Source organism: Mesoaciditoga sp., from assembly GCF_054006115.1.
The window spans coordinates 1-24,979 of the sequence record NZ_JBPNHS010000022.1 but is presented as its reverse complement, the minus strand read 5'-3'; the positions used below and the strand labels follow the sequence as shown (position 1 = coordinate 24,979).

Annotated in this window: 25 protein-coding genes; 10 read left to right on the top strand and 15 right to left on the bottom strand. The window is 39.8% G+C overall.

What is annotated here, in order from left to right:
- Nucleotides 1-85 precede the first annotated feature (85 nt).
- Nucleotides 86-955 carry a coiled-coil domain-containing protein gene (locus ACXJIN_RS04015; protein ID WP_456399633.1) on the bottom strand — a complete coding sequence of 290 codons (870 nt, stop codon included), beginning with the start codon at nt 953-955 and terminating at the stop codon, nt 86-88.
- A 191-nt stretch (nt 956-1,146) separates the two neighbouring features.
- On the opposite strand from ACXJIN_RS04015, the gene aroE reads away from it, so the two are divergent.
- The 9 genes from aroE to ACXJIN_RS03970 all read left to right on the top strand — a co-directional run bounded on the left by aroE (nt 1,147) and on the right by ACXJIN_RS03970 (nt 11,129).
- Entirely contained in the window at nt 1,147-1,947 is an 801-nt protein-coding gene (gene aroE / locus ACXJIN_RS04010) for a shikimate dehydrogenase (protein ID WP_456399631.1), read from the top strand.
- 240 nt (nt 1,948-2,187) lie between these two features.
- Nucleotides 2,188-3,462, top strand: a complete 1,275-nt coding sequence (locus ACXJIN_RS04005; RefSeq protein ID WP_456399629.1) for an extracellular solute-binding protein — start codon at nt 2,188-2,190, stop codon at nt 3,460-3,462.
- A gap of 72 nt (nt 3,463-3,534) precedes the next feature.
- Complete coding sequence (locus ACXJIN_RS04000) at nt 3,535-4,413, top strand: carbohydrate ABC transporter permease (protein ID WP_456399627.1); 879 nt, start codon at nt 3,535-3,537, stop codon at nt 4,411-4,413.
- Nucleotides 4,410-5,261, top strand: coding sequence for a carbohydrate ABC transporter permease (locus tag ACXJIN_RS03995; RefSeq protein WP_456399625.1), 852 nt, complete (start codon nt 4,410-4,412; stop codon nt 5,259-5,261). The genes ACXJIN_RS04000 and ACXJIN_RS03995 overlap by 4 nt, the downstream gene beginning before the upstream one ends.
- Nucleotides 5,261-6,223, top strand: a complete 963-nt coding sequence (locus ACXJIN_RS03990; protein ID WP_456399623.1) for an exo-alpha-sialidase — start codon at nt 5,261-5,263, stop codon at nt 6,221-6,223. Before ACXJIN_RS03995 ends, ACXJIN_RS03990 begins: the two co-directional genes overlap by 1 nt.
- Nucleotides 6,216-7,121 (top strand): dihydrodipicolinate synthase family protein, encoded by a 906-nt coding sequence (locus ACXJIN_RS03985; protein WP_456399621.1) that lies wholly within the window; start codon nt 6,216-6,218, stop codon nt 7,119-7,121. Before ACXJIN_RS03990 ends, ACXJIN_RS03985 begins: the two co-directional genes overlap by 8 nt.
- 428 nt (nt 7,122-7,549) lie before the next feature.
- On the top strand, nt 7,550-8,977 hold the full coding sequence (locus ACXJIN_RS03980; protein ID WP_456399619.1) for an L-fucose/L-arabinose isomerase family protein: 1,428 nt from the start codon (nt 7,550-7,552) through the stop codon (nt 8,975-8,977).
- Complete coding sequence (locus tag ACXJIN_RS03975; protein ID WP_456399617.1) at nt 8,974-10,314, top strand: FGGY-family carbohydrate kinase; 1,341 nt, start codon at nt 8,974-8,976, stop codon at nt 10,312-10,314. The genes ACXJIN_RS03980 and ACXJIN_RS03975 overlap by 4 nt, the downstream gene beginning before the upstream one ends.
- Nucleotides 10,315-10,562: 248 nt before the next feature.
- Nucleotides 10,563-11,129 (top strand): Crp/Fnr family transcriptional regulator, encoded by a 567-nt coding sequence (locus ACXJIN_RS03970; RefSeq protein ID WP_456399615.1) that lies wholly within the window; start codon nt 10,563-10,565, stop codon nt 11,127-11,129.
- 52 nt (nt 11,130-11,181) lie between these two features.
- On the opposite strand, the gene ACXJIN_RS03965 is transcribed toward ACXJIN_RS03970, so the two are convergent.
- The 14 genes from ACXJIN_RS03965 to ACXJIN_RS03900 form a co-directional block, all read right to left on the bottom strand.
- Nucleotides 11,182-11,907 carry a permease gene (locus ACXJIN_RS03965; protein WP_456399613.1) on the bottom strand — a complete coding sequence of 242 codons (726 nt, stop codon included), beginning with the start codon at nt 11,905-11,907 and terminating at the stop codon, nt 11,182-11,184.
- Complete coding sequence (locus ACXJIN_RS03960; RefSeq protein WP_456399611.1) at nt 11,904-12,383, bottom strand: permease; 480 nt, start codon at nt 12,381-12,383, stop codon at nt 11,904-11,906. Before ACXJIN_RS03960 ends, ACXJIN_RS03965 begins: the two co-directional genes overlap by 4 nt.
- A 441-nt stretch (nt 12,384-12,824) precedes the next feature.
- Complete coding sequence (locus ACXJIN_RS03955) at nt 12,825-13,595, bottom strand: exodeoxyribonuclease III (RefSeq protein WP_456399609.1); 771 nt, start codon at nt 13,593-13,595, stop codon at nt 12,825-12,827.
- A gap of 4 nt (nt 13,596-13,599) precedes the next feature.
- Nucleotides 13,600-14,439, bottom strand: coding sequence for a carbohydrate ABC transporter permease (locus tag ACXJIN_RS03950; RefSeq protein ID WP_456399607.1), 840 nt, complete (start codon nt 14,437-14,439; stop codon nt 13,600-13,602).
- On the bottom strand, nt 14,436-15,311 hold the full coding sequence (locus tag ACXJIN_RS03945) for a carbohydrate ABC transporter permease (protein WP_456399605.1): 876 nt from the start codon (nt 15,309-15,311) through the stop codon (nt 14,436-14,438). Before ACXJIN_RS03945 ends, ACXJIN_RS03950 begins: the two co-directional genes overlap by 4 nt.
- A 58-nt stretch (nt 15,312-15,369) precedes the next feature.
- Nucleotides 15,370-16,686: an ABC transporter substrate-binding protein gene (locus ACXJIN_RS03940; RefSeq protein ID WP_456399603.1), complete on the bottom strand. Its 1,317-nt coding sequence runs from the start codon at nt 16,684-16,686 to the stop codon at nt 15,370-15,372.
- 51 nt (nt 16,687-16,737) lie between these two features.
- Entirely contained in the window at nt 16,738-18,615 is a 1,878-nt protein-coding gene (locus ACXJIN_RS03935) for an aldehyde ferredoxin oxidoreductase family protein (protein WP_456399601.1), read from the bottom strand.
- A gap of 5 nt (nt 18,616-18,620) precedes the next feature.
- Nucleotides 18,621-19,901, bottom strand: a complete 1,281-nt coding sequence (locus ACXJIN_RS03930) for an iron-containing alcohol dehydrogenase (protein WP_456399599.1) — start codon at nt 19,899-19,901, stop codon at nt 18,621-18,623.
- A 260-nt stretch (nt 19,902-20,161) separates the two neighbouring features.
- Complete coding sequence (locus tag ACXJIN_RS03925; RefSeq protein WP_456399597.1) at nt 20,162-21,211, bottom strand: tRNA nucleotidyltransferase/poly(A) polymerase family protein; 1,050 nt, start codon at nt 21,209-21,211, stop codon at nt 20,162-20,164.
- Nucleotides 21,208-21,594 carry a methylglyoxal synthase gene (locus ACXJIN_RS03920; protein ID WP_456399595.1) on the bottom strand — a complete coding sequence of 129 codons (387 nt, stop codon included), beginning with the start codon at nt 21,592-21,594 and terminating at the stop codon, nt 21,208-21,210. Before ACXJIN_RS03920 ends, ACXJIN_RS03925 begins: the two co-directional genes overlap by 4 nt.
- Before the next feature lie 62 nt (nt 21,595-21,656).
- Nucleotides 21,657-22,316, bottom strand: coding sequence for an amino acid ABC transporter permease (locus ACXJIN_RS03915; protein WP_456399593.1), 660 nt, complete (start codon nt 22,314-22,316; stop codon nt 21,657-21,659).
- The gene (locus tag ACXJIN_RS03910; RefSeq protein ID WP_456399591.1) at nt 22,316-23,047 is read right to left on the bottom strand and encodes an amino acid ABC transporter ATP-binding protein; all 732 of its coding nucleotides are present in this window, start codon (nt 23,045-23,047) and stop codon (nt 22,316-22,318) included. The genes ACXJIN_RS03915 and ACXJIN_RS03910 overlap by 1 nt, the downstream gene beginning before the upstream one ends.
- Nucleotides 23,044-23,715: an amino acid ABC transporter permease gene (locus ACXJIN_RS03905; protein ID WP_456399589.1), complete on the bottom strand. Its 672-nt coding sequence runs from the start codon at nt 23,713-23,715 to the stop codon at nt 23,044-23,046. The genes ACXJIN_RS03910 and ACXJIN_RS03905 overlap by 4 nt, the downstream gene beginning before the upstream one ends.
- A 12-nt stretch (nt 23,716-23,727) precedes the next feature.
- A complete protein-coding gene (locus tag ACXJIN_RS03900; protein ID WP_456399587.1) occupies nt 23,728-24,462 on the bottom strand; it encodes a basic amino acid ABC transporter substrate-binding protein in 735 nt (244 codons plus the stop codon).
- Nucleotides 24,463-24,771: 309 nt separating this feature from the next.
- On the opposite strand from ACXJIN_RS03900, the gene ACXJIN_RS03895 reads away from it, so the two are divergent.
- Nucleotides 24,772-24,979, top strand: a 208-nt coding sequence (locus tag ACXJIN_RS03895; protein ID WP_456399585.1) for a type 2 periplasmic-binding domain-containing protein, incomplete at its 3' end; no start/stop codon positions are given.

Here is a 24,979-nt window from a genome sequence, read left to right as displayed (position 1 = left end):
CAGAAATCCCTCCGATTTTACTTCAAAATTCATGAAGAAAAAATTAAATGCATTTAAGACTTTGTTTTAATTAAAATTTTTCTTCTTAACCTTTGGTTCTTTTGATTTTTGTGCTTTTCAAACGTGAGATTTCATCGCGTAAATCGTCTATTTCTGAGTAAAGAGAACGTAAGGTTTTGGAAAACTCTTCGTTCTTTTTCATGTATTCATCCATAAGGGAAGCCACCTTCTCTTGACAATTTTGTTTTTCTTTTGCAACGGCGCTTTCTCTTTCAAATTCGGCTTTTGCCTTCATGTTTTCAATTTCCGTTGCGTGAGTTTTTCTCAAAGCGCTGAGCGAACTTTGTAAACTTTCCACTCTTGCTTTTAATTCCTTTTTTTCGCTTTCCAGCGACTGAACGTAAGCCTTCATATCGTTCAACGCCTTTTTCACCTTTTCGTTTTCCTGTACCAATCCTTCGAATTTTGAAAGAGACGATTTCAAGCTTTCTATTTTCTCTTTGTATTCAGAAATTAAGGCGTTTTTATTTTCGTCTGTTGAACGTAAACGCTTTATTTCATCATTTAAATGAGCGTTTTCACTTTTCATTTTCTTATTCTCAGTTGATAGCTCACTTAACTTCAATTTCAAATTTTTATTTTCATTTTTCAACTCTTCTTCTAATTTTTCCTTTTCATGTAAGCTTTTTCTCGCTTCATCTCTTAGAGCTTCGGCTTCACTTTGAAATTCCTCCACCAAGTTGGAGTATATGGCTCTTACTCTTGAAAGATGATTTTCGAGCTCTTTGAATTCTCTAACATGGTCTGCACCCTTTTCTGAATACTTTTCAATTTCATACATTTCTATAAGCTTGGCAAAGAATTCCTTAGCCGTTACCCCAGATTCTTTGACAAATGTTGTTATCTTTTCCTTCAATTTCTCATCTAACTTAACCGAATAAGTGGTATCTGACATTTAAATTCCCTCTCTCCGTTGAATAGTTGTTTACCTTAAGTTTACCACATGCGAATACGGTAAACGATCTCGTGTGTATATAATAGAGAGGTATGAAGGCGAAAACGTACAATTTTCTAAAACACAATAATTAAGAGCGAGGATTTTTCGAGAAGTTGCGAATGAAATTCTAAAGCAGACGAGGTGGAAAAATGCGGAAATTTGGAATAATTGGAGAACATCTTTCACATACTTTTTCTCCGCTTATTTACAACGATCTTTTCAAAAAGCATGGAGTGGACGCCACATACAAAATTTTGGAAATCCCACGCGATGCTTTTGATTTCATAGTTAAGGACATAACAAGCGATCTTATCGGATACAACGTAACTATTCCTTACAAATCCAAAATTATGGGATACTTGGAATCGGTCTCCCAGGACGCGAAAGAAATAGGAGCCGTCAACGTGGTGAACCACCTTAAAAAAGGGTTCAACACCGATTGGCAAGGTTTTAGAAAAAGCCTTGAAAATGTGAAACTGAAAGGCAAATACGCCCTTGTTTTAGGTGCCGGTGGAGCGGCAAGGGCAGTCTGTTATGCGCTTAAAAAAATGGATATGGACGTTTTTATAACGAATCGCACAATGGAAAGAGGGAAAAAGCTCGCGAAAGAATTCAATTTGAGATATGGAGTGCCATCTTTATCCAAAGTGGCGCTGCTAGTTAACGCCACCCCAATTGGAATGTATCCAACCGTTGAAGAGATGCCCTCAATAGATTTTTCCCGCCTTTCGAAGAAATGCGTTGTTTACGATTTGGTCTACAATCCCCGTCCCACAAAACTCATTCAGGAAGCTCAAAACAGGGGATTGAGAACGATAGACGGCCTTGAAATGTTGATACAGCAAGCCATTTTGAATTTGCGCATATGGTCCCTTGATGAATTGGCTGATGACCTGGAGAGAAACAAAAATTTGGTTTACGAATTGCTTAAGGAAGCCAGACAAGATTAAAAGGTATTTTAAGAAATCATGAGAAAACAGAAGAATTTTTGAGAAAAACTTAAAAAAACGGAATTAATTTCTAATAAGTGACGTAAAGTGTTGTTAATCAACGATGAGTGAATTTGCTTTTGAAAGAGAAAAGGGTATATTATGAAAGTAAACGTTTACTATAAATTTTATTTTTGTTCTTTCATAAAAAGACTCTGCTGTTTTAACAGCACGGGCAACTTCTAAAAAGGAGGGATTTGAATGAAATTTAGAACGGTGTTGCTGGTGGCCATTGCGGTGGTGATCTTTGGCGCACTATCAATGGCTCAACCCCTGCAATTGGCATTCTGGGGAGGTTGGACAGGTCCGGATGGAAATGTCATGCGTCAACTTGTTGCGGAATACAACAGTACGCATCCCAATGTCCATGTAACTTTGACCACAATGCAGTGGACGCCTCTTTTCACGAAATTTTTAGTCTCTTCTAGAGGCGGGCAATCTCCAAATATTTTGGCAATGCACGGTCCCGATGTTCCTGAATTTGCTTCCTACGGATTGCTTACTCCTATTTCTGATGTGTTGCAAGCAGCCGGCTTTAGCGCAAAAGATTTTGCCCCTGCAGCGTGGAATGGAACTTTTTACAATGGAAAACAATACGCGTTTCCGCTTGATTTACACATGAATTCCATATATTACAACAAAAAACTCTTCGAAAAGGCGGGCATCACTCCTCCAACGGGTTGGATAAGTGGCAAGGAATTTTTAAACATGGCCATTAAACTCACGGTTGACAAGAATGGAAAGCATCCTGGTGAAGCTGGTTTTGATCCAAATAACATTGTCCAATATGGAATAGCGCTTTATTCTTTGAATTGGCACGGATTTTTGGAATGGTATGAGCTTTTAAGACAGGAAGGATACAATTTCCTCAATCCTTCAATGAATAAGATCGGCTACCCGTTGCAAGCTGGAGAAAAAGCATGGAAATGGCTGCAAGATCTGTTCTTCAAATACCATGTAGCTCCGGTGGGAGCCAACAGCCCACTTCAAGATTTCTTAATTGGAAAAACCGCAATGCTTGAGGATGGTCCGTGGGAAATACCGGCGATGAAAGCGCAAAAAGGATTGGAATGGGGAACATTCCCGGTACCGCAGGTATTTGCTCATAAAGCCGTTTGGGGAAGTGGTCATGTCTTGACAATACCGGTTCATCAGGACAAGGCTCATATGAAAGCGGCGGAGGACTTCGTCATCTGGTTGATAAAACATTCAGATAAATGGGCACTTTCTGGCAACATACCGGCGTACAATTCGGCAAGAAAGTACGCCTCGAGCCTTGTGGGGCGTAACGGATTTCTTAAAGAAGCAGAATACGTTGCCATGCTTCCAAGGATACCTAAGGAATCACAGGTCTTTTCTTCCGCTTCGGTAAGTCCAATTGTCGTTGCCGGGCAAAATATTCTTGTGAGAAATCAAAATATAATGTCCGTCATGAAGTGGATGAATCAACAAATAAACATGATACTCGCTCAATAATCGCTTTATTTCCAGAAGCCACGATGTGGCTTCTGGAAATAACTTTTAATATGAAGTGAACGGGGGAAAGAGATGAAGAGCAAAAAGAAATCTTACAAATGGGTGCCGTATTTGTTTTTAATTCCGTATCTTGTAGCGTTTTTTGCTTTCAGATTTGGTCCTTCAATAGCGGGATTTTTTGTGAGTCTTACAAGATGGAATATAGTTGGGCAGGCAAAATTCGTTGGTTTCAACAATTTTGTAGAACTCTTCAAGGATCCAAATTTCATAAAGAGTCTGGTAAACACTTTGTATTTCATGTTGTTAACAGTCCCATCATTGGTAATAGGTGGTTTGCTAATTGCCATGCTTGTCGATCAACCATTAAAAGGAAGAACAGTAGCACGAACATTCGTTTTCATGCCTTACGTGATTATGTCAACCGTTGTTGGAGTTATCTGGTTATGGATATTCGATGCCCACTTTGGAATTCTAAATTATTATTTGGGTTTTTTAGGCATAAAACCAATCGCTTGGCTATCGAGTATAAATTGGGCAATGCCTGCCGTGGCTATCGCAACAGTGTGGTGGACCATAGGCTTTAACATGATATTATTTCTTGCAGGGCTTCAAGATATTCCAAATGAATTAAAAGAAGCGGCTCGCATAGATGGGGCATCCAGTTGGCAAGTATTTTGGAATGTAACTCTTCCCCTATTAACTCCTACTACAATTGTGGTGATCATGCTAACACTTATAAACACATTTCAAGTTTTCGCCCAAGTTTACGTCATGACTGGTGGAGGACCTTCTATGGCAACGCTTACAGTCGTTCAGTACATGTACGTTCAATCTTTCCAGTACTACAGATTGGGATACGGTTCAGCAATAGCGTACGTGATATTCATGTTCCTGGTTGTCTTCATACTTATAGAGAAGAAATTCTTGAAGAGGTTTGGTGATGAAAATTGAAAAATAGAGGGAAGAAACGTTTAATAAGGCTTTTACTGTATTTTCTCCTGATTTTATGTATCATCACGTCTTTCTTTCCCATTCTCTGGATGACTGTTAGCGCCTTTAAGCCGGAAGGGGAGATATTGAGTTATCCTCCTCAGTGGGTACCTTTGCATCCAACGTGGTCCAATTTTTCTTACGTTTTAAGTAAATTCAATTTTGCCCGTTGGACTTTTAACAGCGTAATTTCAGCTGTGGTGGCGATGATCATAGTGATTTTTATAGATTCGCTTGCGGCGTTTGCCTTTGCGAGAATGAAATTTCGAGGTAATAAAGTGCTTTACTCCATCATAATATCCATGCTCATGGTTCCCATTCAAGTAACAATAGTGCCTCTGTATCTTATGTTTGCAAACATGAATCTCTTAAATACATTGATAGCTCTTATTTTGCCAACAACTGGAAACGTAACGGGAGTTTTCATACTAACGAGCTTTTTCAAAAGCGTGCCTCAGGATCTTTTAGATGCTGCCATAGTCGATGGCGCGGGAAGTTTTAGGATATGGTGGTCAATAATGCTTCCTCTTGCGAGGCCGTCTATTAGTGCGGTGGCCATTATCACATTTATGAGTAATTGGACAAGCTTCTTATGGCCATTGGTATCTGTAAGTTCAGATGCTTCGCGAACCTTGCCTGTGGGAATTGCGCAATTCTTTGGAGGACAAAGTGGAGTCAGCGGATCTGCTCCTCAATATGGGCCGGCTATGGCCGCCGCTTTGATGGCAACTATTCCGGCAGTAGCGATATTTTTATTCTTGCAGCGATACTTTGTTAAAGGCATCATGATGACGGGGATAAAAGGATGATGAAGAATTCGTTTACTTTATCGAATGTATTGCAACGGGAGCTTTACCCTCCAATGCATCATTCAATAAGTGTAGAACAAGTTGAAAACAGGATTGTGGCCGTGTGGTACTCCGCATCCTATGAAACGGCACCAGACAGCGTTATATATTCATCTACATTTGAAAATGGTAAGTGGAATGCCCCAAAAGCTGTTGTTAAGCTTCCAGGATTAGGTTTGGGCAACCCAGTACTTTGGAAATTACCAAACAGAAATGAAATCTGGCTTTTATTTGTAATACTGCCCGAAAAGAGCTGGAAAAGTGCGGTAATTGCCAGAAAAATCTCGAAAGATGATGGAAAAAGTTGGTCTGATATTGAAATTATAAGTGAACAACGAGGGTTAATGACTAAATCGAAGCCTATTAAATTATCAAATGGAAGATATTTGATACCAATTTATGACGAAAAAGAGTGGTTTCCAATGGTGTTGATTTCAGAAAAAAACGGCAACAAATGGAATTTATATGGTGATACGACAGTTAAAGGCGTAATACAGCCTAATGTGGTGGAACTTGATAACGGTACTTTGCTAATGCTGAGTAGAACAAAGATGGGAAGAATGTACTATTCTCTCTCGTTTAATCAAGGTTTAAGCTGGATTTCCTCATCAAAAATGGATGTTCCTAATCCAAACAGTGGTATTTCCCTTGTCAAAATCAAAGAAAAGAAAATTTTTTTGTTAGCCTACAATCATTCAGAGTTTTTCAGAAATAGGATTGACATTTCGGTATCACGTGACGGGTTTTCATGGTCTAAGCCCATAAATGTGCTTATGGGGAATGGAGAATATTCATATCCTTGCATTTTAGTCGACTCGGAAAACATTCACGTTTTTTTTACAAAAAATAGGGTGAATTTCATTGACGCTCGTGCAAATCTAAATGAAATTTTAAAACATATAAGAGGTGAAGGCAATGCTTGAAGGTGTTGTAACGGCCGTGGTAACTCCCATGTCCAAGAATGGAGGTAGAATCGATTTTGAAGCCATTCCACCTTACGTCGATTTTCTCGTTGAAAAAGGGGTAAATGGCCTTTTTGTTAACGGTACGACATCTGAAGGATTGTTAATGAGTATAGATGAAAGAAGGCGCGTCCTTGAAGCTTTTCTTAGGGCAGCTAATGGAAGGGTGAAAGTCATCGCTCATTGTGGGGCAATGAGACTAAAAGAGGTACTTGCGTTGGTTGAGCATGCTCAAAAAAACGGCGCTCATGGAGTGGGTGTAGTGACACCTTTTTATTACAGAATTGGGGAAAGAGAGATGGAAAATTTTTACGCCAAAATAGGGGAAAAATTTCATGATATTCCCATGTACCTTTACAACATTCCGTCTTTGACTAACAATTGGATTACCCCACGAATTGCCACTGATTTGCATGAAAAATATTCGAACATCATGGGAGTTAAAGACAGTAGCGGAAATTTTTCTCATGTGTTATCTCTCATAAATGATACTCCAGATGATTTTTCGGTGTTAACAGGTTACGACAGGGCTTTTGCCTCCGTGCTTTTTGCTGGAGGAAAAGGTTGTGTTTCTGGGCCGGCAACGGTTTTTCCAGAATTTTTCGTTGAAGTTTGGAAGTCCTTTAAAGCCGGAAAATATTCTCAAGCAAAAGAATATCAAAGGAAACTCACAAAATTATCGTTGGCCCTTGGTGATGGAGCCAGTATTCCACTTTTGAAAGCCGCTTTAGAATGGAGAGGTGTAAAAGTTGGGGGGGTTAGAACACCACTTCTAGATCTGGAAGAAGATGAAGCAAGAATTTACAAAGAAAAAATAAGCAAAGTTTTAAATGAAGTGGGATTGAAGTGGAAAACATGAAGAGTAAAAAAGTATTTTGCATACTCATGTTGTGTGTGAACTTTACGGAAAGTATTGTAAGAGACATTACAAAAATTATTTATAAAAAATATGGGAAACACTTGACAACACTTTTTGATTTAAAACCCGCTTTCCAAGCGGACAAGGTGATTTCTTTTGAAGTCCTGTCAGAACGGATTCGCTCTTTTTTCCGCCTTTCAATTCAAAATATGAGGCACGTTCAGACACTCATCCATGAGTGCTTCGCTTTCCCGGCACGTCCTGTGCCTTTCAACCTCATATTTTGAATCTTCAGATGGCGAGCTCATATATTCTGACAAGTACTTCGAGGGTGAGGTTTAATCCCTTTTTGAAATGTTTCGTAACATTGACGCACAGGTTGAATTGCATAGTTTAAAACATAAAGAACGCAAAGAGGTGAGAGGATCATGGAGAAGATAAAAGTCGGAATAATGACCTTTTCTGATGGGAGGAAAAACGTTAACGATGAGTTGTTGGAAATAAACAAAAAATTCCAAAAAGCGATAGTGGAAGCTTTAAAAGACACAAATGAAGTTGAAATGATAGAGGCTGATGAGATAATTTCTAAGCCTTCACTTGCCAAAAGGGAAGCCTTGAAATTGAGGGAAAGAGGAGCCGAATTGACGATATTCAATTACTCCGTTTGGGCTTTTCCACATTTTTCCGTGATAGCAAGCAAATTCGCACCATCACCTTTTCTCCTTTTTGGCAACATAAATCCACAGTATCCTGGAATGGTTGGAATGCTTGCAGCCGCTGGAGCGTTGGATCAAACTGGCGTTGTTCACAAAAGGTTATGGGGAGATATCAACGATGAAAACGTTCTGAAAAAGGTCATGTCTTTTGTGAGAGCCGCATCGGCTTTCAATTCTTTAAAAGGACAAAGGTACGGCGTGATAGGTGGAAGGCCTATGGGAATGTACACAACCGTTCCGAACGTTGACCTTTGGAATTCCATTTTTGGTATAGACGTTGAACATATAGATCAATACGAAGTTATAAGGCTGTCCGAAAAGGTTGAAGAATCCCGTGCTCAAGAGGGATTGAAGTGGCTTGAGAAAATGGCAAAGAAAATTCATTACGATGGAAAGCAGCTTACTCCGGAAAAGCTTAAAACGCAGATAAAGAGCTATCATGCCATACAACGTATCATAGAAAACAACGAGTTGGATTTCGCTGGGATTAAAGGGCAACCGGAATTGACGGACAATTTTGTTACCATGGATGTGGCGGAAGCTTTCATGAACGATCCGTATGATTGGGAAGGAGAACACGAACCTTTCGTCCTGGCGACGGAAGCGGATTCTGATGGGGCTCTCACAATGCAGATATTCAAGCTCATAGCAAGAACGCCCGTTCTTTTTGCCGATGTTCGCCATTACGATGCGGAAGATAACTTCTTTGATCTTTGCAATTCCGGTGAGCATGCAACTTATTTTGCCGGCAAATCATTCGATCCGCAAGAAAACCTGAAAAAGGTTGAATTCTATCCAGAAGGTTTCTACTTCCCCGCTGGTGGCGCATCTGTAAGGCATATCGCCGCACCAGGAGAGGTTACACTTGCGCGTCTTGCGAGAAAGAACGGAAAGTATTGGATGGCGATTTTACCCGCTGAGTTCATGGATTTTGGAGAGAAAAAGAACGAAGAAAAGGCAAGAGCCACGCAGGTGGAGTGGCCTCACGCTTTTGCAAGGCTGAAGGTTGATGCCCAAGAATTCCTTTCCACTTACGATTCAAATCACACTCATGGTGTTTATGGTAATTACGTGGAAGAATTGGTGGACTTTTGTAAAATCGCCGGTATAGATTACAAAATTTACGGAGGTAAAGAATGAGATACTTCGCCGGTGTGGATATTGGAACTAGTTCTACAAAAGCGATTATAACGGATGAGAATTTAAACATCATCGCCGAAGCGACGGCGCATTACGGTGTGGATATGCCTAAACCGCTTTTCGCCGAACAGAGAGCGGAAGTGTGGTTGAAAGGTTTTACTCAAGCGTTAAGCGAGGCGGTAAATAAAGCTAATGTAAGGGACATAGAGGCGGTGTGCGTCAGTGGACTTTACGGAGGTTCTGGAGTGCCCCTTGATAGCACGATGGAACCACTTGGCCCCGCTCTCATTTGGATGGACAAGCGTGCCACCCAAGAAACGGAATGGGTTAAAGACCATATAGGGGTTGAAAAGCTCTTTGAAATAACGGGAAATTACGTCGATCCATACTTTGGATTCACAAAGATACTGTGGTTGAAAAATCACCATCCTGACTGGAAAAAGTTCAAACTTTTATTAACGCCGAAGGATTACGTGATATACAAGCTCACCGGCGAAATAGCGATTGACTATTCCTCTGCCGGAAACATTGGAGGTGTATTCGATCTCAAAAAAAGGAACTGGTCCGAGGAGCTTCTCAAAGAAATGGAAATACCGCGTCATCTTTTCCCGGACAGAATACTTCCCTCGAATGCCGTTGTTGGAAAGCTTAACGCCGAATTCGCTTCAGTTCTTAGTTTGAAAGAAGGAACTCCTATTGTGTCTGGCGGAATAGACGCAGCGGTCGCCACTTATGCCGCGGGCGTGGAAAAAAGCGGAGATCACGTGGCTATGATAGGAACGTCGATGTGTTGGGGAACCATTCATGACGGCAGATATCTTACCCCAAAGATGGTCAACATGCCTTACGTGATTGAACCCTTGAAAAACATCTATTCGTTTGGCGGTGCCACGACAGCAGGAGCAATTCTTGAATGGTTTAGGAAAGAATTTGCGCCGGATCAAACGTTGCAAGAGCTGGAAGAAGAGGCAAGAAAAGTCCCGGCTGGCGCAGAAGGCGTGAAAGTAGAGCCTTACTTCATGGGAGAAAGGGCACCTTTATGGGATCCGAACCTGAGAGGAAAGATCACCGGTTTGACCCTTTCAACTACACGCGCTCATATTTACAGGGCTTTTTTGGAGTCATTGGCGGAATCTTTGAGGCTAAACGTACAAACCGCAAAAGAGGCCTCAATACCGTTAAAAGATGAAATCTATGTGGTAGGTGGTGTAACTAAGAGCGCACTTTTGATGCAAACCATAGCTGATTTTTTGAAGATGAAGGTTAAAACGCTAAGTTCCACCTTAGATGCTCCAATAGGAGATGTGAAGTTGGCCATTAACAGGATAGAATTTTGACTTTCGAGGACACCTGAATTTTTCGTTGATACAAAGATTAAAAATGATGGACCAAAGTAGTGCCATATACCCTTATCTTCAAAGTATGATATAATTCGCCGTAAATGGTTGAGTAAAAACAAGGGGCGTGGGAAGCATCATATGATAATTCTGTCAGCGCATAAGTAAAAATGTCATCAAAGATTACAGATGTTAGGATCTTTAGAAAATTAAATGAATTTGAGGAGAAAAGGTTAAGAAAAAAAAGTATGCTGCTGTATATCAGAAAAGGTGATGTTCTTCATTCTCCTCGAGAAAAGATAAAACATGTAAGTGTTGTTTTAAACGGTTCTCTTAAGGTTGTAAAGTATTTCACAAATGGTAATGAGCAAATTCTGAGACATGTGAGAAAAAATGAAACTTTTGGAGAGAGCCTTATATTTGCGTTCAAAAATTACCCATCTTACATAATAAGCATGGAGGATTCTGAGATTTTGGAAGTTCCTTACGAAATTATTTTAGAACTTTTCGAAAATGAAGGATTCATGAAATCTTATTTGAATGAAATAGGGAATAAGGTGTTTAATCTTTCAAACGTGATAGAATTATTACTTATAAAATCTGTTGAAGAGAAATTGATGAGGTATCTTTGTCTCTTACGTCAAAAACAAAAATCCTCGATCGTTTATTTTGAATCAAAGCAGAAAATAGCAAGTGATATTGGCAGCGTAAGAGAAGTAGTATCAAGAAAGTTCAAAATTCTTGAGGATAAAAAGATGATAAAGATCGTTGATCGTCATCACGTAAAAGTGCTTGTTGATTTTTTGTTTTGTTAAAACAAATAAAAAGGCGGATAAAATAATGTCCGCCTTTTTATCGAAGTAATCCTCACTCCTCTTGATGGCTTTCTTGAAGACCAGAGGAAGTTTTCTTCGCCCGCTTTCTTATAGCACAGTCGTCTATCACGACTTCCCCTCTCATGACACCCTCGGCAAAGTCTTGACAGGACTTATATCCACAAGCACCGCAGTTCATATTTGGTAGCTCTCTCAAAACATCTTTTACAGATTTATATTCGACTTTCCTGTTGTTTAGTTCTTTTAGGACATCTTCTCTGCTTACCAATTTTCCCATGATATATCCCATGATTATTATGAATGGCACAGTCAACATGTACCTTGTGGATGCAAAAGTTATGCCCAAGAAGCTAGATTCGACCATGAACATGGTAAACTTTATGACAGCCCAAGAACTCAATATGATAACAGTGTTTTCCACACTGGCTCCTTTGTAAAAGAGGGACTGAGCAACTGGAAAAGCAGCGTATATTGGACCAGCTGAAAACCCTCCAATGAGCACAGATAAAAGCTTTCCTTTAAATCCAGATCCCTTTCCAAAAGCTTTTGTTATAACTTCTGTTGGAATCCATACCATTATTAACGAAGAAATGACAAATATGGGCGGTAAAATCTCCAGCATTTGTATGAGAAAGCCTTTTGTTATTTCCAAGCTCCTGAAGAATATGTGAGGGGACACGAAAAAAGTTATCGCATAAAGTAAAATACTTAAGAATATGAGCTTGTTATTTTTAATAATATTCTTGAGTTTCTTCATCCTAATATCACCCCCATTAAGAGCGCAATGAGAATTGCCGCCAAGAAACTTATCCATAATCTGTGTAAAGTAAATTTCTTTCCAAAGAATTTGAACTCTATCGGCATAGTTGCGAAACCTACCATTGTTAGCGTTGTTATGAAAGCGGCTATTGCCGCTATAGACGCTCCACTTTTAAGTAATGATTCGGAAAGTGGAAAAGCGATAAAGGCGGGTATAATCGTAACCGTTCCAATGGTTGCTGAAAGTAAAATACTGATAATTCCGTTAGAATTACCAAGCCACTGTTTAATGAGAGACGGAGGAAGCATAGCTAGAACCCATCCTACTAAAGCCATCACTCCTATTACCTCAACAAAAGTTGTTGCCATCAGGTTTTTCGAAATCTTCAAACTTTCTTTGGTTTTTTCTTTGCTTTTGAAGATTGAAAAACCAAAGAACCCACCAGCTATTATTACTAAAATCAACGTAGTCAATTTTTCTACCTCCTTTTCCAGGATTTTTAGCATTTTAACAAGAAGAAAGGAGATTAATAGTGATTATAGTCACGATAATTATCGCAAAACATGAATGTATGAAGATTATTCAAAAATAAATCTGAAGAAGTTAGAAAGAAGCAGAAACGTAAACGGCATCCGGTCCAAATTCCATTCAAAAGGTGAAGTGAATAGAATTAATAAGCCCTCGATGACTTCTCGATAAAAGCATCTCACAAAATGATAGGAAAGGGGTGTTTTAACTCATAAATTAAAGATACGAATTTGAAAAAGGCATGGTGATGATGAAACCGGGCGCTCCTAAATTGTAAGGATAAAAAAAGAATAAACACATTTTGATCGTCCTCAAAAAGAAAATGTTTTTCGTAATGTTCACATATACCAAAATACAAAAAAATAAGTTCACCTTAAAGGTGAACTTTAAATTTTCATTTCAAGTTGGATTGGAGCATGATCTGAACCCAAAACGTCTGAAAGTATAACGCTTCGCTTTACCCTCTCCTTCATTTTTTCATTCACCACGAAATAATCTATTCTCCATCCTATGTTTCTTTCACGTGCTTTAAATCTGTAAGTCCACCAAGTATAATGTCCGCCATCTTTTGTGAACATTCGGAAAGTATCCACATAACCATCGCTTAAGAATTCGCTCATCCATTCTCTTTCTTCTGGCGTAAAACCGGCATTACCTTCGTTTTGCTTTGGATTCGCTATATCTATTTCTTTGTGTGCCACGTTGAAATCGCCACACAACACCACGTCTTTTTTTGCTTTTAATTTGTTTAAATGTTCCTGTATTTCTCTATCGAATTTGAGTTTGAAATCCAATCGCTTCAAACCGTGTTGAGAGTTGGGAAAATAAGCATTTACAAGAAAAAAATCTTCAAATTCAATAGTTATGGCTCTTCCTTCGTCATCAAAGATCTCATTTCCTATGCCATAAACGACGTTTAGCGGTTTTAACTTCGTCAAGATGGCCGTGCCGGCATATCCTTTTTTCTTAGCAGAGTAGAAAAATTTCTCATAATCTTCGAGATTCATAACGTCTTCTGGAATACTTTGTGCATCCGCTTTAATTTCTTGAAAGCAAAACACATCTGCTTTGGTCTTTTGAATGAAATCGATTAGACCTTTCCTATGCGCGGCCCTTATGCCGTTAACATTCCATGAAATTAAAGAAATATGTGCCATTTTATCACTCTTTTAATCCGCTCGAAGCCAATCCCTTTACGAACAACTTCTGTACAAAGAAGAACAGCAACAAAGTTGGTGCCAACGCGATCAAAGTTCCAGCCATTATTATTCCCCAATTGTTATTGGACTGATTGCTCATCAACATCTTAAGTCCTATTTGAACAGTTTTCATATCGTTGCTGTTGGTTACAACCAATGGCCACAAATAAAGATTCCAAGCGTAAACGAAGTTTATCGCTGCGACTGCTCCTATCATGGATTTTGAAATTGGAATTAAGATGTGGAACAGGAATTTCATCGAAGTGGCTCCATCTATTCTTGCGGCGTCTTCAAGATCTTTCGGAATTGTCATGAAATGCTGTCTCATTAAAAACGTTGATGTCGCACTTGCCAAAAACGGAACCGTCAAGGCCCAGTAAGTGTTGACCCAATGAAAAATCCTCATCAAGTTGAACAAAGGCACAACCAAGAGCAACTCGGCGGGCATGAAAAGTGTCATGAACAATATGGCAAATAGCAAATTAGAACCCTTAAATTTGAAATTTGCGAAGGCAAAACCCGCAAATATTCCGAATATGGTCTTTCCAACCGTTATTATTGAGGCTATTATCAAACTGTTAAGCAAGAATCTTCCCATGTTGACTTTTTTGAAAACTTCTATGTAATTTTGAAAGTACAGCTTGTGAGGAAGAAGCGTGGGTGGAAAAGAAAAAACTTCTCCAGGACTCTTCAAGCTCATGCTCAAAGCAAGTAATATGGGTAAAAGCACTATCAAGGCTATCGCAACCAGCAAAATTTCTATTACAATCACTCTTACTTTCTTTTTTGTACTCTTTCTCATCTGTAATGCACCACTCTTTGCACGAATTTGAAATAGATAAACGTTACAACACCCATTATCAAAATAAGAATCATGGACTCGGCAGAAGCCATTCCACTGTTGAAATAGATAAAGCCATCTCTATATAAGCGGTATATGAAGGTGGTTGTTGAATTTCCAGGACCACCTTGCGTCATTATGTCTATTATTCCAAAAGATGAGAACATGGTAAAAATTATATCCATAATGGCAAGGTAAAAAGTTATAGGCGAAAGCAATGGAAGCGTTATGCTGAAAAACCTTCTTACGGATCCAGCGCCATCTATCTTAGCTGCTTCATAATAGCTATCTGGGATGCCCTGAAGTCCAGAAAGGAAGAATATTATATTGAATCCTAAATTCTGCCATATGGTTGCGATTATTATGGCTATCAAGGCAGAAGGATATGTGGTTAACCAATGGCTTTGAACGCCAAACATTTTCAAAAATGCGTAACTAACGTATCCAACAACTGGGTTTAACAAAAATGACCATAGCATTCCAGCGATCGCTGGAGAAACGGCGTATGGCGAGAAAACAATTGTCCTGAATATTCCCACGCCTGGCACTTTCTCATTTAGAACTAATGAGAAAAGCAGAGAAATTATCAATCCTAAGGTTATACTCACAACAACAAATATAAGAGTTGTCCACGCTTCCTGCTGATAACTTGGAGAATGGAGAAGCGCTTCAAAATTTTTTGCTCCTACAAAAAAAACTCTATTGCCAAATGGGCTTACCCTGTAGAGACTGTTTTTCAACGTTAAGACGGCTGGATAGTATATGAACAGCCCTATGATGAGAAGAGTTGGGATCAGTAAAAAGTAAGGTACTAGCTTCCTTGACAAATTCATCACCTCTCAGCGACTTTAAGAATAAAAGCAGGGTAGAGGCTCTACCCTGCTTTTTAAATCATTGATAAAGCGAGTTGTATTGTTCTATAGCTTCATTTGCCTGATCTTGAGCCCATTTGAGCGCCTGAGCCGGCGTCATGGTGTGGTTAAACACTTTGGAAAGAGCTTCTTCAATGGTTGCTCTAACTTTCGGGAAGACACCACAAACTCCGCCCCTTGTTGCGTAAGTAACGTTAGACATGAGAAGCTGGAAAACTGTTGTAAGGTATTGAGGGTATTTGGCGTAGAAGCCATGATACATCATTTTGGTTATGGCATTTTTGTTTATTGGGAAGTAACCCGTTCCTTCGCTCCACTGAACCTGTTGTGGAGTTTGTTCAAGCCATTTCAAGAAGGTCCATGCAGCCTGTTCTTTTGCCGGATTGTGAGTGTTTATCATCCACAAGCTTGCTCCACCTATTATGACACCGCCGTAAGGCACATCAGCTGGATGTGGAAGAGCCATAACGCCCAATTCAAAGTGTCCTTCTTTTGCCTGTTGAAGCATCATTCCAACATCGGATGTAGAATCAAGCAACATAGCGGCTTTTTGAGATGCGAAGATGGCGTTAGCGTTATCCCATCCAGGGCCACCGTTTATCATTATTCCTTCTTGAATCATGTTGTTCCAGAAGTTGAATATTCTCAAGCCAGCCGGGCTATCGAAGATAGCTTTTGTTGCTCTCTTTATTCTTCCATTTCCATTGTTGAACATCAAAGCGTTTTGAACAGCCATGTACTGCTCAAAGAACCATCCAATCAATCCAGAAGTGAAACCGTATTGGATCGTCTTTCCATCTTTCTTTATCGTAAGCTTTCTTGCCACTTTTTCAAATTCTTTCCAAGTTGTAGGAGGATTATTTGGATCTAAACCGGCTTTTTTGAATAACGTTTTGTTGTAGTAAATAACCGGGTTGGAGGAGTTAAATGGCATGCTGTAGAGCTTTCCACCAATTGTGTAATATCCACGCACTTGTGGAACCAACGTGTTGACATCAAAAGTTTTGTCTTCATCTATGAACTTTTGGATTGGAATAATTACTCCGCTATCTTTCATCATTTGCGTACCGATATCGTATATTTGGACTATGTCTGGTGGATTTCCACCCTTGACTGCTGCGATGGTCTTACTTAACGTTTCGCTGTATGAACCCGCGTAGTCAGCTTTTACAATTATATTGGGGTGCGTTTTATTGAATTCGGTCACGAGCTTTTGAACCATTTCTCCTAACGGTCCGTTCATCGCGTGCCAAAAATGAATCGTTATTGGCGCTGCGATGGCAAAAGACATGAGAAATACCACTGCCAAACTCAACACTACCAATTTACGCCACACAAAAACCACCTCCATTGTTTTTTTGCCCATTGGGCAATTTTTTATAAGACCTTAGAATGTCCATTCTAAATCCAGTTCTTTTAGTTTTTCCCTTGTGGGAATTCCATCTTTGTCCCAGCCTCTTGCTTCGTAGTATTCTTCCAACATCATGTCGTAATTCTTTATCGCACTTTCAGGAACTTTAGCGTACTTTCCAAATTCCGGTAAGCTCTTTACCCTTTCGGGAAGTTGATCGTCTTTTCTCGTGATTCCTTCCCTGACGTTGAACATGCGTTGAAGGTTGTATATCCTTTCGCCTATTTTCAAAAGTTCTTTTCCATCGATATTCCATCCAGTGAGATATGAAAGTTGAGTGGCAATGTCGTCTGGTGTAAGCCCAGCGTAGATGTAGAATTTGCACAGTCCTATTACGTCTGGTATTATTCCAAAGTCATGAAGAATTTTAGAAGCCTTTCCTTTTCCCTTCTCATCGAACCTATCAATTTCATTTGGATCTCGCAATCCATAAGGAATCAGCCCAAAGTCAACTTTATAAGCATCGTAAGCCATTCCTTCAATAGGGTGTATATGACTCATGCCTATGTTGCTTGCACCGTAAGTAAGAGCCAACGCTTTTCCAGAACGCGGATCGTGAGCGGCGCCTTCCAAACCTTTAACGTGAATCGCCATTTCATCCGCACCTTTTCCGACTTTTCGCGCCGCTCTCATAACGCCATCGGCCAAAAGATCTCCTATTCCCTCGCGCCTGGCAATCTTCTTTATCAATTCAACCGCGGCATCCATGTTTCCCCATTTCATATCGAGTCCGTCAAGTTCGTCTTTTGTAAGCAGCCCTTTTTCGTAACAATCCATCGCAAAGGCTATAGCTGCGCCCGTAGAAATCGTATCAAGTCCGTAAGCGTTGCAAAGGTAAGAAGCGTGGACGGCGGCATCCATGTCGTCATTCATTATGAAAGCTGTAAAAGCGGAAATCGATTCATATTCACTCCCCTCATGAATTGGCGTCTTCCACTTCCCGGAATCCACTTTTGCAATTCTCCCGCAAAAGAGGATACATCCTTTGTAGCATCCATGTGAAGCAACTAAGTTGTGCGTTTTAAAGTGTTCGTAGAGTTTTTCGCCTTTTCCCCACGAATTTGCTCTCCAATTTTTTGTTGGCCAATCCCCAGCATCATCACATTTGCCGAGATCACCAGTTGTACCATCTGTTTTCATTCCAAGATTGTCAGGATTTAGCAATTTTCTAGAGGAGTCTCTGCACGCTTTGTAAAATTCGTCACGATGCGCTATCGGAATCCTTTTGTTTCCACGCACGGCTACGGCAATCAGATTTTTAGAACCCATTACCGCTCCCGCACCTGTTCTACCGGCTGCGCGTGAACCATCTCCAAACATTACACTTGCGTAAAGCACTTCTTTTTCACCTGCAGGTCCTATGGAGGCTATCTCAAAATCCTCACCCAGTTTTTCTTTTAACAAAGAGGTCTTTTCGTACGAAGTTTTTCCAATTAATTCATGCGCATCTGAAAATTTAACTTCATTCTCGTCTACTGTAACGTAAAGTGGATGATCAGCTTTACCCTCCACTATTATCATATCATATCCAGCCTTCCTTAGCATAGGTCCCCAATCGCTTCCACTTCTTGATTCTCCCCATATGCCGGTTAATGGAGATTTGAAGCAAAGATCAACGCTTCCCGACCCAGGGGCCGCCGTGGCGGTTAATGGACCTGTAGCGAAGATAAGCTTGTTTTTTTCAGATAATGGCTCCACTCCTTTTTCGAGCTCTTCGTACAAAATTTTTGCCGCCAATCCCGCCCCACCTAAATACATTTTTGCGTCTTCTTCTTTTATGTTTTCCGTCCATGATTTTTTGTTTGAAAGATCTATCCTTAAAATTTTACCGTTGTAACCGTTCATTTCTCCCATATAATTCACTTCCAATGCCTTTTTGAGAGTCGTTTTTCCAACGCTTCTCTTCCTTCGTATGCAACTTCAAAGAACTCTTCAAGATTCTCTTGAGTGGCTTTTCTGGGATTGAAGGCCGACATTGAATACATCTTTTCTGATCTTTCCAAAATGTATTTTGCCACCGTTGGAATATCTTCCTTCTTCATTCCATATGACTTTAAATCTGTTGGCATATCCACATCTTCCATGAGATCAAAAGTTGCCTCAATCGCAGCCTCAGCAGCTTCTTCGGTTGACATGTACGATGTATCCACTCCCATTGCTTGAGCTATGAGAGCAAGCTTTCTTTGGGCGTAATCACTTGAAAAGTTAAACCAGTAAACGTATGGAAGCAGAACTCCACACGCCGCTCCGTGTGGGACGTTATACTTTGGAGATATGCCTTCCGATGCCGCATGACCCAGCGTTGCTGGTCCGGCCACCCATGGGAAGCTTATAACAATGCCACCTAACGCCGCAGACATGGCCATGTTCCATCTCGCTTCAAGATTTTCACCTTCGTGGTACGCGGCCCTTATATTTTCCGCCATTAGCTTTATCCCTTGAAGTGCCAAAGCGTCGGAGAATGGATTCGCTTGTTTGGAAATAACACCTTCAGCGCAATGGCTTAAAGCGTCAAACCCAGTGTTGGCTGTTACACGCGGAGGTAATTTTAACATGAGGGCTGGATCTATTAAAGCGTATTCAGCCAACACGGGGTCACCTGTTATCCACGTTTTGGCCGTTCCAACGTATTTTTCAGGAACTATGACAACCGCCGTGTTAGAAACTTCGCTACCGGTGCCCGAAGTTGTTGGTATAAGCATTTTAGGTTTTGAAGGGGGCAACGGTTTTGTGCTTGGTGCGAGGTAATCATCTATTTTTTCATCTCTACCGGCAAAACATGCCGCCATTTTTGCTCTGTCTAAACTGCTTCCACCACCTATACCTATTATCAGACCATAATCTTTTTTTGAGGCTTCTTCTATGACTTTATGTACTTGATCCAAAGTGGGCTCGATGGCATCTGGCGCGTACACGTCGATTTTAAAGCCATGTGCCTTGAGTGAATTTATAAGTCCTTCTATAAGTCCAAGATCGTACAACGCTTTATCCGTTATGACGATCACATCCTTGTTTTTAGCTATTTCTTCCGCTACTTCTCCGCTCTTTTCAATGGTGTTGAAGCCAAAAAGCATCTTTGGTGGCAATCTGTATTCATCATTTCTTCCCAACCAGTGTGTTAAGAAAAGCTCTTTTCCCATTTTTTACGCCTCCCATATTATGTCTGTTATCAAAAAAGAAACCACACCAATCACTTTGGGTGGTTTCTCTTATTCTCTCCACTCGTTTGTAAAATTATATCACCATTTGTCTTAACATGTCAACTGAACTTAAAACTTTTTAATATTTTTGTACATATTTTTGCGAAAAAATAAACGATCGGTTTTTCCAATTTTCGAAGTTATCTTCCATTTTATGTTCTTTTGTGATATTCATACATTTCATACACAAAGTAAGCCTATCATCTTTTGAACTTTCTCGCTTCGGTTATGAGAATTTCATACGTGTTAGAAAGGTTTGATGATAAGATTTCCTTCCACAGCATTTTCATAACCTTGGCAATATCCTTTCCGCTTATGCCTATTTTTTTAAGATCCAATGGTGATATTTTCAGAACACTGCGAGCGTACTTTTCAACAGCTTCATGCGATATTTTAAAAGATTTTAGAAGCTCTATCAAGCAAAGAAGCTCATCCTTTTTTACTCTTACGGTCCATTCCCAATCATTATTTTCAACACTTGAAGCGAGAAAGGTCATCCTTCTAACTTGGTGAATAACCCGTTTGGGCGGAAAGACGCGCTCAACAAAACTTTCAAAAGATGGTGTTTTGTAGAAAATAACACTCCATCTACACAAGGGCTCTACAGAGTCCGCTTTTTCCAAATTTTTTGTGGGAAATAAAAGATACGTTTCAATGTCTATTTCTTTAGCGATTTTGCAAGCCTTTGAAAAGTACCTTCCATTAACAAATCTTTCTAAAGGTGGAAATACCCTTTCTTTGGCACTTTGAGATATGTATTTTATGGCTTTTCGCATCGCAATTAGCGTTGGAGGATCAATGTTCAGGTTTTCTTCCGCGATAAAGCGCAGTCCCCTTATCACCCTGACGGGATCTTGAAAGAGATTTTGAGCTTTAAATGTTCTCAAAATACCGTTTTTCAGATCGTTCTTTCCATTACAAGGATCTACAATGTTTTTCGTGTTTAACTTTCCATCTTTTTCTACAGGGATTGCCATGGAGTTGATCGTGAAATCCCTTCTTTTTAAATCTTCATAAAGATCCTCATAATGTGTTACATCGTATTTAACGCCTTTGTAGTAAATTCCCACTGTTTTTCCATTATTGGAAGGTGCAAAGGTTTTCAAAGAGATATTTTCTAAGGGCGAAGTTGTTATGAGATCGTATTCTACAGGTTTTCTGCCCAACAATAAATCTCTAACTGCGCCTCCAACGACGTACAAGTCATCAAGTGAATTGGAAATGATTTGGGGAATGAAAATGGAGATCAATTTTTTAACTCCAAAGAGATCTCTTTTATCAAAGCATCGGCGCTTGCCAAATTCGTTGCGAGTGGAATGTTATGGACGTCGCATACCCTTAAGAGCGCTGAAACGTCTGGTTCATGAGGCTGAGCTGTAAGCGGATCACGTAGGAATATAACAAAATCTATTTGAGAAGACGCTATGAGAGAGCCTATTTGTAGATCTCCACCCATTGGGCCAGAGAGCACTTTGTTTAATTTTAATTTAAGTTTGTCTTCTATTATGCTACCTGTTGTGTGAGTTGCGTACAATTCGCATTGAGATAATATTTCCATATTTTCCCTTACAAACATTATCATGTCCACTTTTTTCTTGTCGTGGGCAATTAAAGCAACTCTTGGCTTTGGCATACGATACAGACCTCCCGTGTAAAATATGAGTGCTAAAGCTTACGTATGAATTTTAACACTTTTCAAATTCCAGGCACTCTTACACGTTTTTCAACCGCTGAAAATGCCCACGTTATGATAAAGATAACGATGAGGTACAACAGTGCAACACTAAGAAAAACATTCATGAACTCAAAATTCCTGCTGGCAAAAAATTCTCCCTGTGCCGTTAGCTCTGGAACACCAACCAGGTACGCAAGTGAGGTATATTTGATGAGGTACACGAACTCATTCGTCCATGATGGAAGAACCTTTCTCAACGCTTGGGGCAATATCACCGTTCTTATGGCCTGCCATCTTGTCATTCCTAATGAGAGGGCAGCTTTCATTTGCCCTTTTTCGACGGCTTGCAAAGCTCCTCTTATGTATTCGGCTTGATAAGCACCGCTGTTCAACGAAAAGCTTATGATCGCAGCGGCTAAAGGAGAAAGATGAATTCCTATTTGTGGAAGCGAAAAGTAAAGTATAAAAAGCTGTACCAACAAAGGCGTTCCACGTATTATTTCCACGTACGCTGTTGAAAGTCCATAAGAAATTTTTCTACCGTACACCCTTTCAATGGCTATAAAAACTCCTATGATAAAGCCAATTACTATGGAAACCGATGCCAATATCAAAGTGAATTTCAACCCTCCAATGAGAAGAGGAAAGCCCTGAATGAATACATGCAGAAAATGGCTCATCATTCCCTCCTGAATTTGGCAAGAAATTCTTTTGTTCTATCTTTTTCTGGATGAAATAGAATCTTGTCAGGTGTGCCTTCTTCAACTATGTAACCGTTTTCCATGAAAATAATCCTATCTGCTATGTCTCTGGCAAAAGACATTTCATGTGTAACTATTAGCATAGTCATGCCCTCTTGAGCGAGTTTTTTCATAACTTCCAAAACTTCTCCCACAAGTTCTGGATCAAGTGCTGATGTTGGTTCGTCAAAGAGAATAAGATCGGGTTCCATCGCCAACGCGCGAGCGATCCCCACCCTCTGTTTTTGACCACCCGAAAGCTCAGCCGGGTACGCATTCACTCTGTCTTCTAGACCAACTTTTTTCAAATTTTTTAATGCTATCTCCGTTGCCTTTTCTTTTGAAATCTTTTTCACCTTCCACGGCCCTATTCTCACGTTATCTAGAACTGTTAAATGATTAAAAAGATTGAATTCTTGAAACACCATGCCTATTTTTTGACGCATCTTTTCTATATTCTTCGTCTTAACAAGATCTTCACCTTCTAACAGCACTTCTCCGCCATCAGGCGTGATAAGCATGTTTATGCACGACAACATCGTTGATTTTCCAGTTCCAGAAGGCCCAATAACGACTATTGTTTCGCTTTTATCCATGTTGAAAGAAATACCCTTTAAAATTTCTTTTTTTCCAAAACTTTTTTTCAGATTTTTAACTTCTAAAAGCTTCATGCCCTTTCAACTCCCCTGATTTCATATCCTGGAATGGAAAATTTTCTTTCTATGCTGGAAACGAACTTGTTTGTTCCGAATGTTATGACGAAATATATTGCCGCGCACAACGAGTAAATGAGGAGAGGTTCATATGTGGTAGAAACTATGTATGTTCCTTCTCTCAGCAATTCCGTGACTCCAAGCGCATACGCTATGGAAGTATCTTTTAATACAATGGTGAATTCGTTGGTTAAAGGGGCTATTGAAAATCTTAACGCTTGCGGTAATGTTATGTAAAGGAAAGTTTGTCTTCCATTCATTCCCAAAGACTTGGCTGCCAGAATCTGGCCTTTGGAAACAGCCAGAATAGAACCACGGAATATTTGTGATTGATACGCTGAACTTCTTATACCCAACGAAATTATCGCCGCTACAAATGGATCGAATCTTATCCCGACAATTGGAAAGCCGAAGAATATTATGAACATTATCACAAGGATGGGAATACTCCTGATGATTCTTTCGTAAGCCGTTGCCACGATCTTTATCCAGATATTTCCGTACACTTCGGCTAATGCTACAAACACGGCTACGGCGGTTCCTAAAAAAAGGGAGGTAACGGTCAGTTCAACCGTTACCCACGTTCCATTCAGCAAAACCGCTATGGAAGATGATAAAAAATGCATGGCCTCACTTCATCACTTTCCGAAGTATTTATCTATGAGAAGCGTCATCTTTCCGGAAGATTCTAATTTTTTCAATCCATTGTTTATTTTGTTTAAAAGCTCCGTGTTTCCCTTTTTTACAGCTATACCGTAAGATTCACCAGTTACAAGCGTTGCCACGATCTTAACAGGCTTTATCTTCGCAAACCTTTCAGCTACAGGGCTGTCCAACACATTTGCATCCACCGAACCGTTAAGTAAAGCTTGAAGAGAATATATGAAGCTTTGATACCTTTTCACATTGTTTGGATTCAACAATCCTGGTTTTACAAGATTGTCACTTACCCAGAGATCGCCGGTCGTTCCTGTTTGAACTCCAACCTTGTGGTTTCCACATAAAACAGTAACCGTGAATTTGGAATCTTTTTTCACTATAACATCTTGGTCGGCGTGCCAATATGGCTCAGAGAAGTCGACTATTTTTTCCCTTTCGTTTGTTATGGTCATTCCAGCTATGGCAATGTCTATAACGCCAGCTCTTAAGGCCGGTATAAGAGAATCAAAAGACATATCCCTTATTTGAATTTTGAACCCCTCAATTTTGGCTATCTCGTTGATAAGATCGATGTCAAAGCCAACGTACTTGCCATTTTGCACATACTCAAATGGTGGAAAGTCCGCTGAGGTACCAACTATATAGGTAGTTGCCAGAGAAAGTGTGAAAAAAGTTAACGTAACAATTAAAAAAACAATAAAACTTTTTTTCATAACCTCTCCTCCTTTCGATTATTTGAATAAATTATATCATATTTATGTACTATTGTTGTGTGTGAGCACCAAAGTTTAATTATGTGTCGACAAATGTAGGAAACAAATCATAATTCAGCATAAAAAGTACGACTCTTTTGTTCCTTTAGACACGAAAATATATGAAATTAAAATTCATCTATCAAGGAGAAAATGTTTTTGTTTTCTAGATTTTTAATGTTCTCTCGGCGATATCTATCTATTCAAAATCTGTTAGAATAATGTGAGATAATAATACGCTGCGCAAAAAAATAAGAGAGAGGTGGGGCAATGAGAAAGACGCTTTTGTTTTTTGTGGTATTAGTTTCCTTTTTTGCTTTTTCCTTTTCTCTAACCATTAAAGTTGGCATTTACGATAACTCACCTCTTTCTTTCTATAAAAATGGAAGCGCTCAGGGCATACTTGTGAATGTTATGAACTCCATAGCAAAAAAGGAAAATTGGAAAGTTGAATATGTTTACGAGTCTTTTTCCAGGC

Bases quoted from the DNA above. Each gene is read 5' to 3' on its own strand.
- ACXJIN_RS04015 (WP_456399633.1), bottom strand. From the start codon at position 955: ATGTCAGATACCACTTATTCGGTTAAGTTAGATGAGAAATTGAAGGAA.
- aroE (WP_456399631.1), top strand. From the start codon at position 1,147: ATGCGGAAATTTGGAATAATTGGAGAACATCTTTCACATACTTTTTCT.
- ACXJIN_RS04005 (WP_456399629.1), top strand. From the start codon at position 2,188: ATGAAATTTAGAACGGTGTTGCTGGTGGCCATTGCGGTGGTGATCTTT.
- ACXJIN_RS04000 (WP_456399627.1), top strand. From the start codon at position 3,535: ATGAAGAGCAAAAAGAAATCTTACAAATGGGTGCCGTATTTGTTTTTA.
- ACXJIN_RS03990 (WP_456399623.1), top strand. From the start codon at position 5,261: ATGAAGAATTCGTTTACTTTATCGAATGTATTGCAACGGGAGCTTTAC.
- ACXJIN_RS03985 (WP_456399621.1), top strand. From the start codon at position 6,216: ATGCTTGAAGGTGTTGTAACGGCCGTGGTAACTCCCATGTCCAAGAAT.
- ACXJIN_RS03980 (WP_456399619.1), top strand. From the start codon at position 7,550: ATGGAGAAGATAAAAGTCGGAATAATGACCTTTTCTGATGGGAGGAAA.
- ACXJIN_RS03975 (WP_456399617.1), top strand. From the start codon at position 8,974: ATGAGATACTTCGCCGGTGTGGATATTGGAACTAGTTCTACAAAAGCG.
- ACXJIN_RS03970 (WP_456399615.1), top strand. From the start codon at position 10,563: ATGCTGCTGTATATCAGAAAAGGTGATGTTCTTCATTCTCCTCGAGAA.
- ACXJIN_RS03965 (WP_456399613.1), bottom strand. From the start codon at position 11,907: ATGAAGAAACTCAAGAATATTATTAAAAATAACAAGCTCATATTCTTA.
- ACXJIN_RS03955 (WP_456399609.1), bottom strand. From the start codon at position 13,595: ATGGCACATATTTCTTTAATTTCATGGAATGTTAACGGCATAAGGGCC.
- ACXJIN_RS03950 (WP_456399607.1), bottom strand. From the start codon at position 14,439: ATGAGAAAGAGTACAAAAAAGAAAGTAAGAGTGATTGTAATAGAAATT.
- ACXJIN_RS03945 (WP_456399605.1), bottom strand. From the start codon at position 15,311: ATGAATTTGTCAAGGAAGCTAGTACCTTACTTTTTACTGATCCCAACT.
- ACXJIN_RS03935 (WP_456399601.1), bottom strand. From the start codon at position 18,615: ATGGGAGAAATGAACGGTTACAACGGTAAAATTTTAAGGATAGATCTT.
- ACXJIN_RS03930 (WP_456399599.1), bottom strand. From the start codon at position 19,901: ATGGGAAAAGAGCTTTTCTTAACACACTGGTTGGGAAGAAATGATGAA.
- ACXJIN_RS03920 (WP_456399595.1), bottom strand. From the start codon at position 21,594: ATGCCAAAGCCAAGAGTTGCTTTAATTGCCCACGACAAGAAAAAAGTG.
- ACXJIN_RS03915 (WP_456399593.1), bottom strand. From the start codon at position 22,316: ATGAGCCATTTTCTGCATGTATTCATTCAGGGCTTTCCTCTTCTCATT.
- ACXJIN_RS03910 (WP_456399591.1), bottom strand. From the start codon at position 23,047: ATGAAGCTTTTAGAAGTTAAAAATCTGAAAAAAAGTTTTGGAAAAAAA.
- ACXJIN_RS03905 (WP_456399589.1), bottom strand. From the start codon at position 23,715: ATGCATTTTTTATCATCTTCCATAGCGGTTTTGCTGAATGGAACGTGG.
- ACXJIN_RS03900 (WP_456399587.1), bottom strand. From the start codon at position 24,462: ATGAAAAAAAGTTTTATTGTTTTTTTAATTGTTACGTTAACTTTTTTC.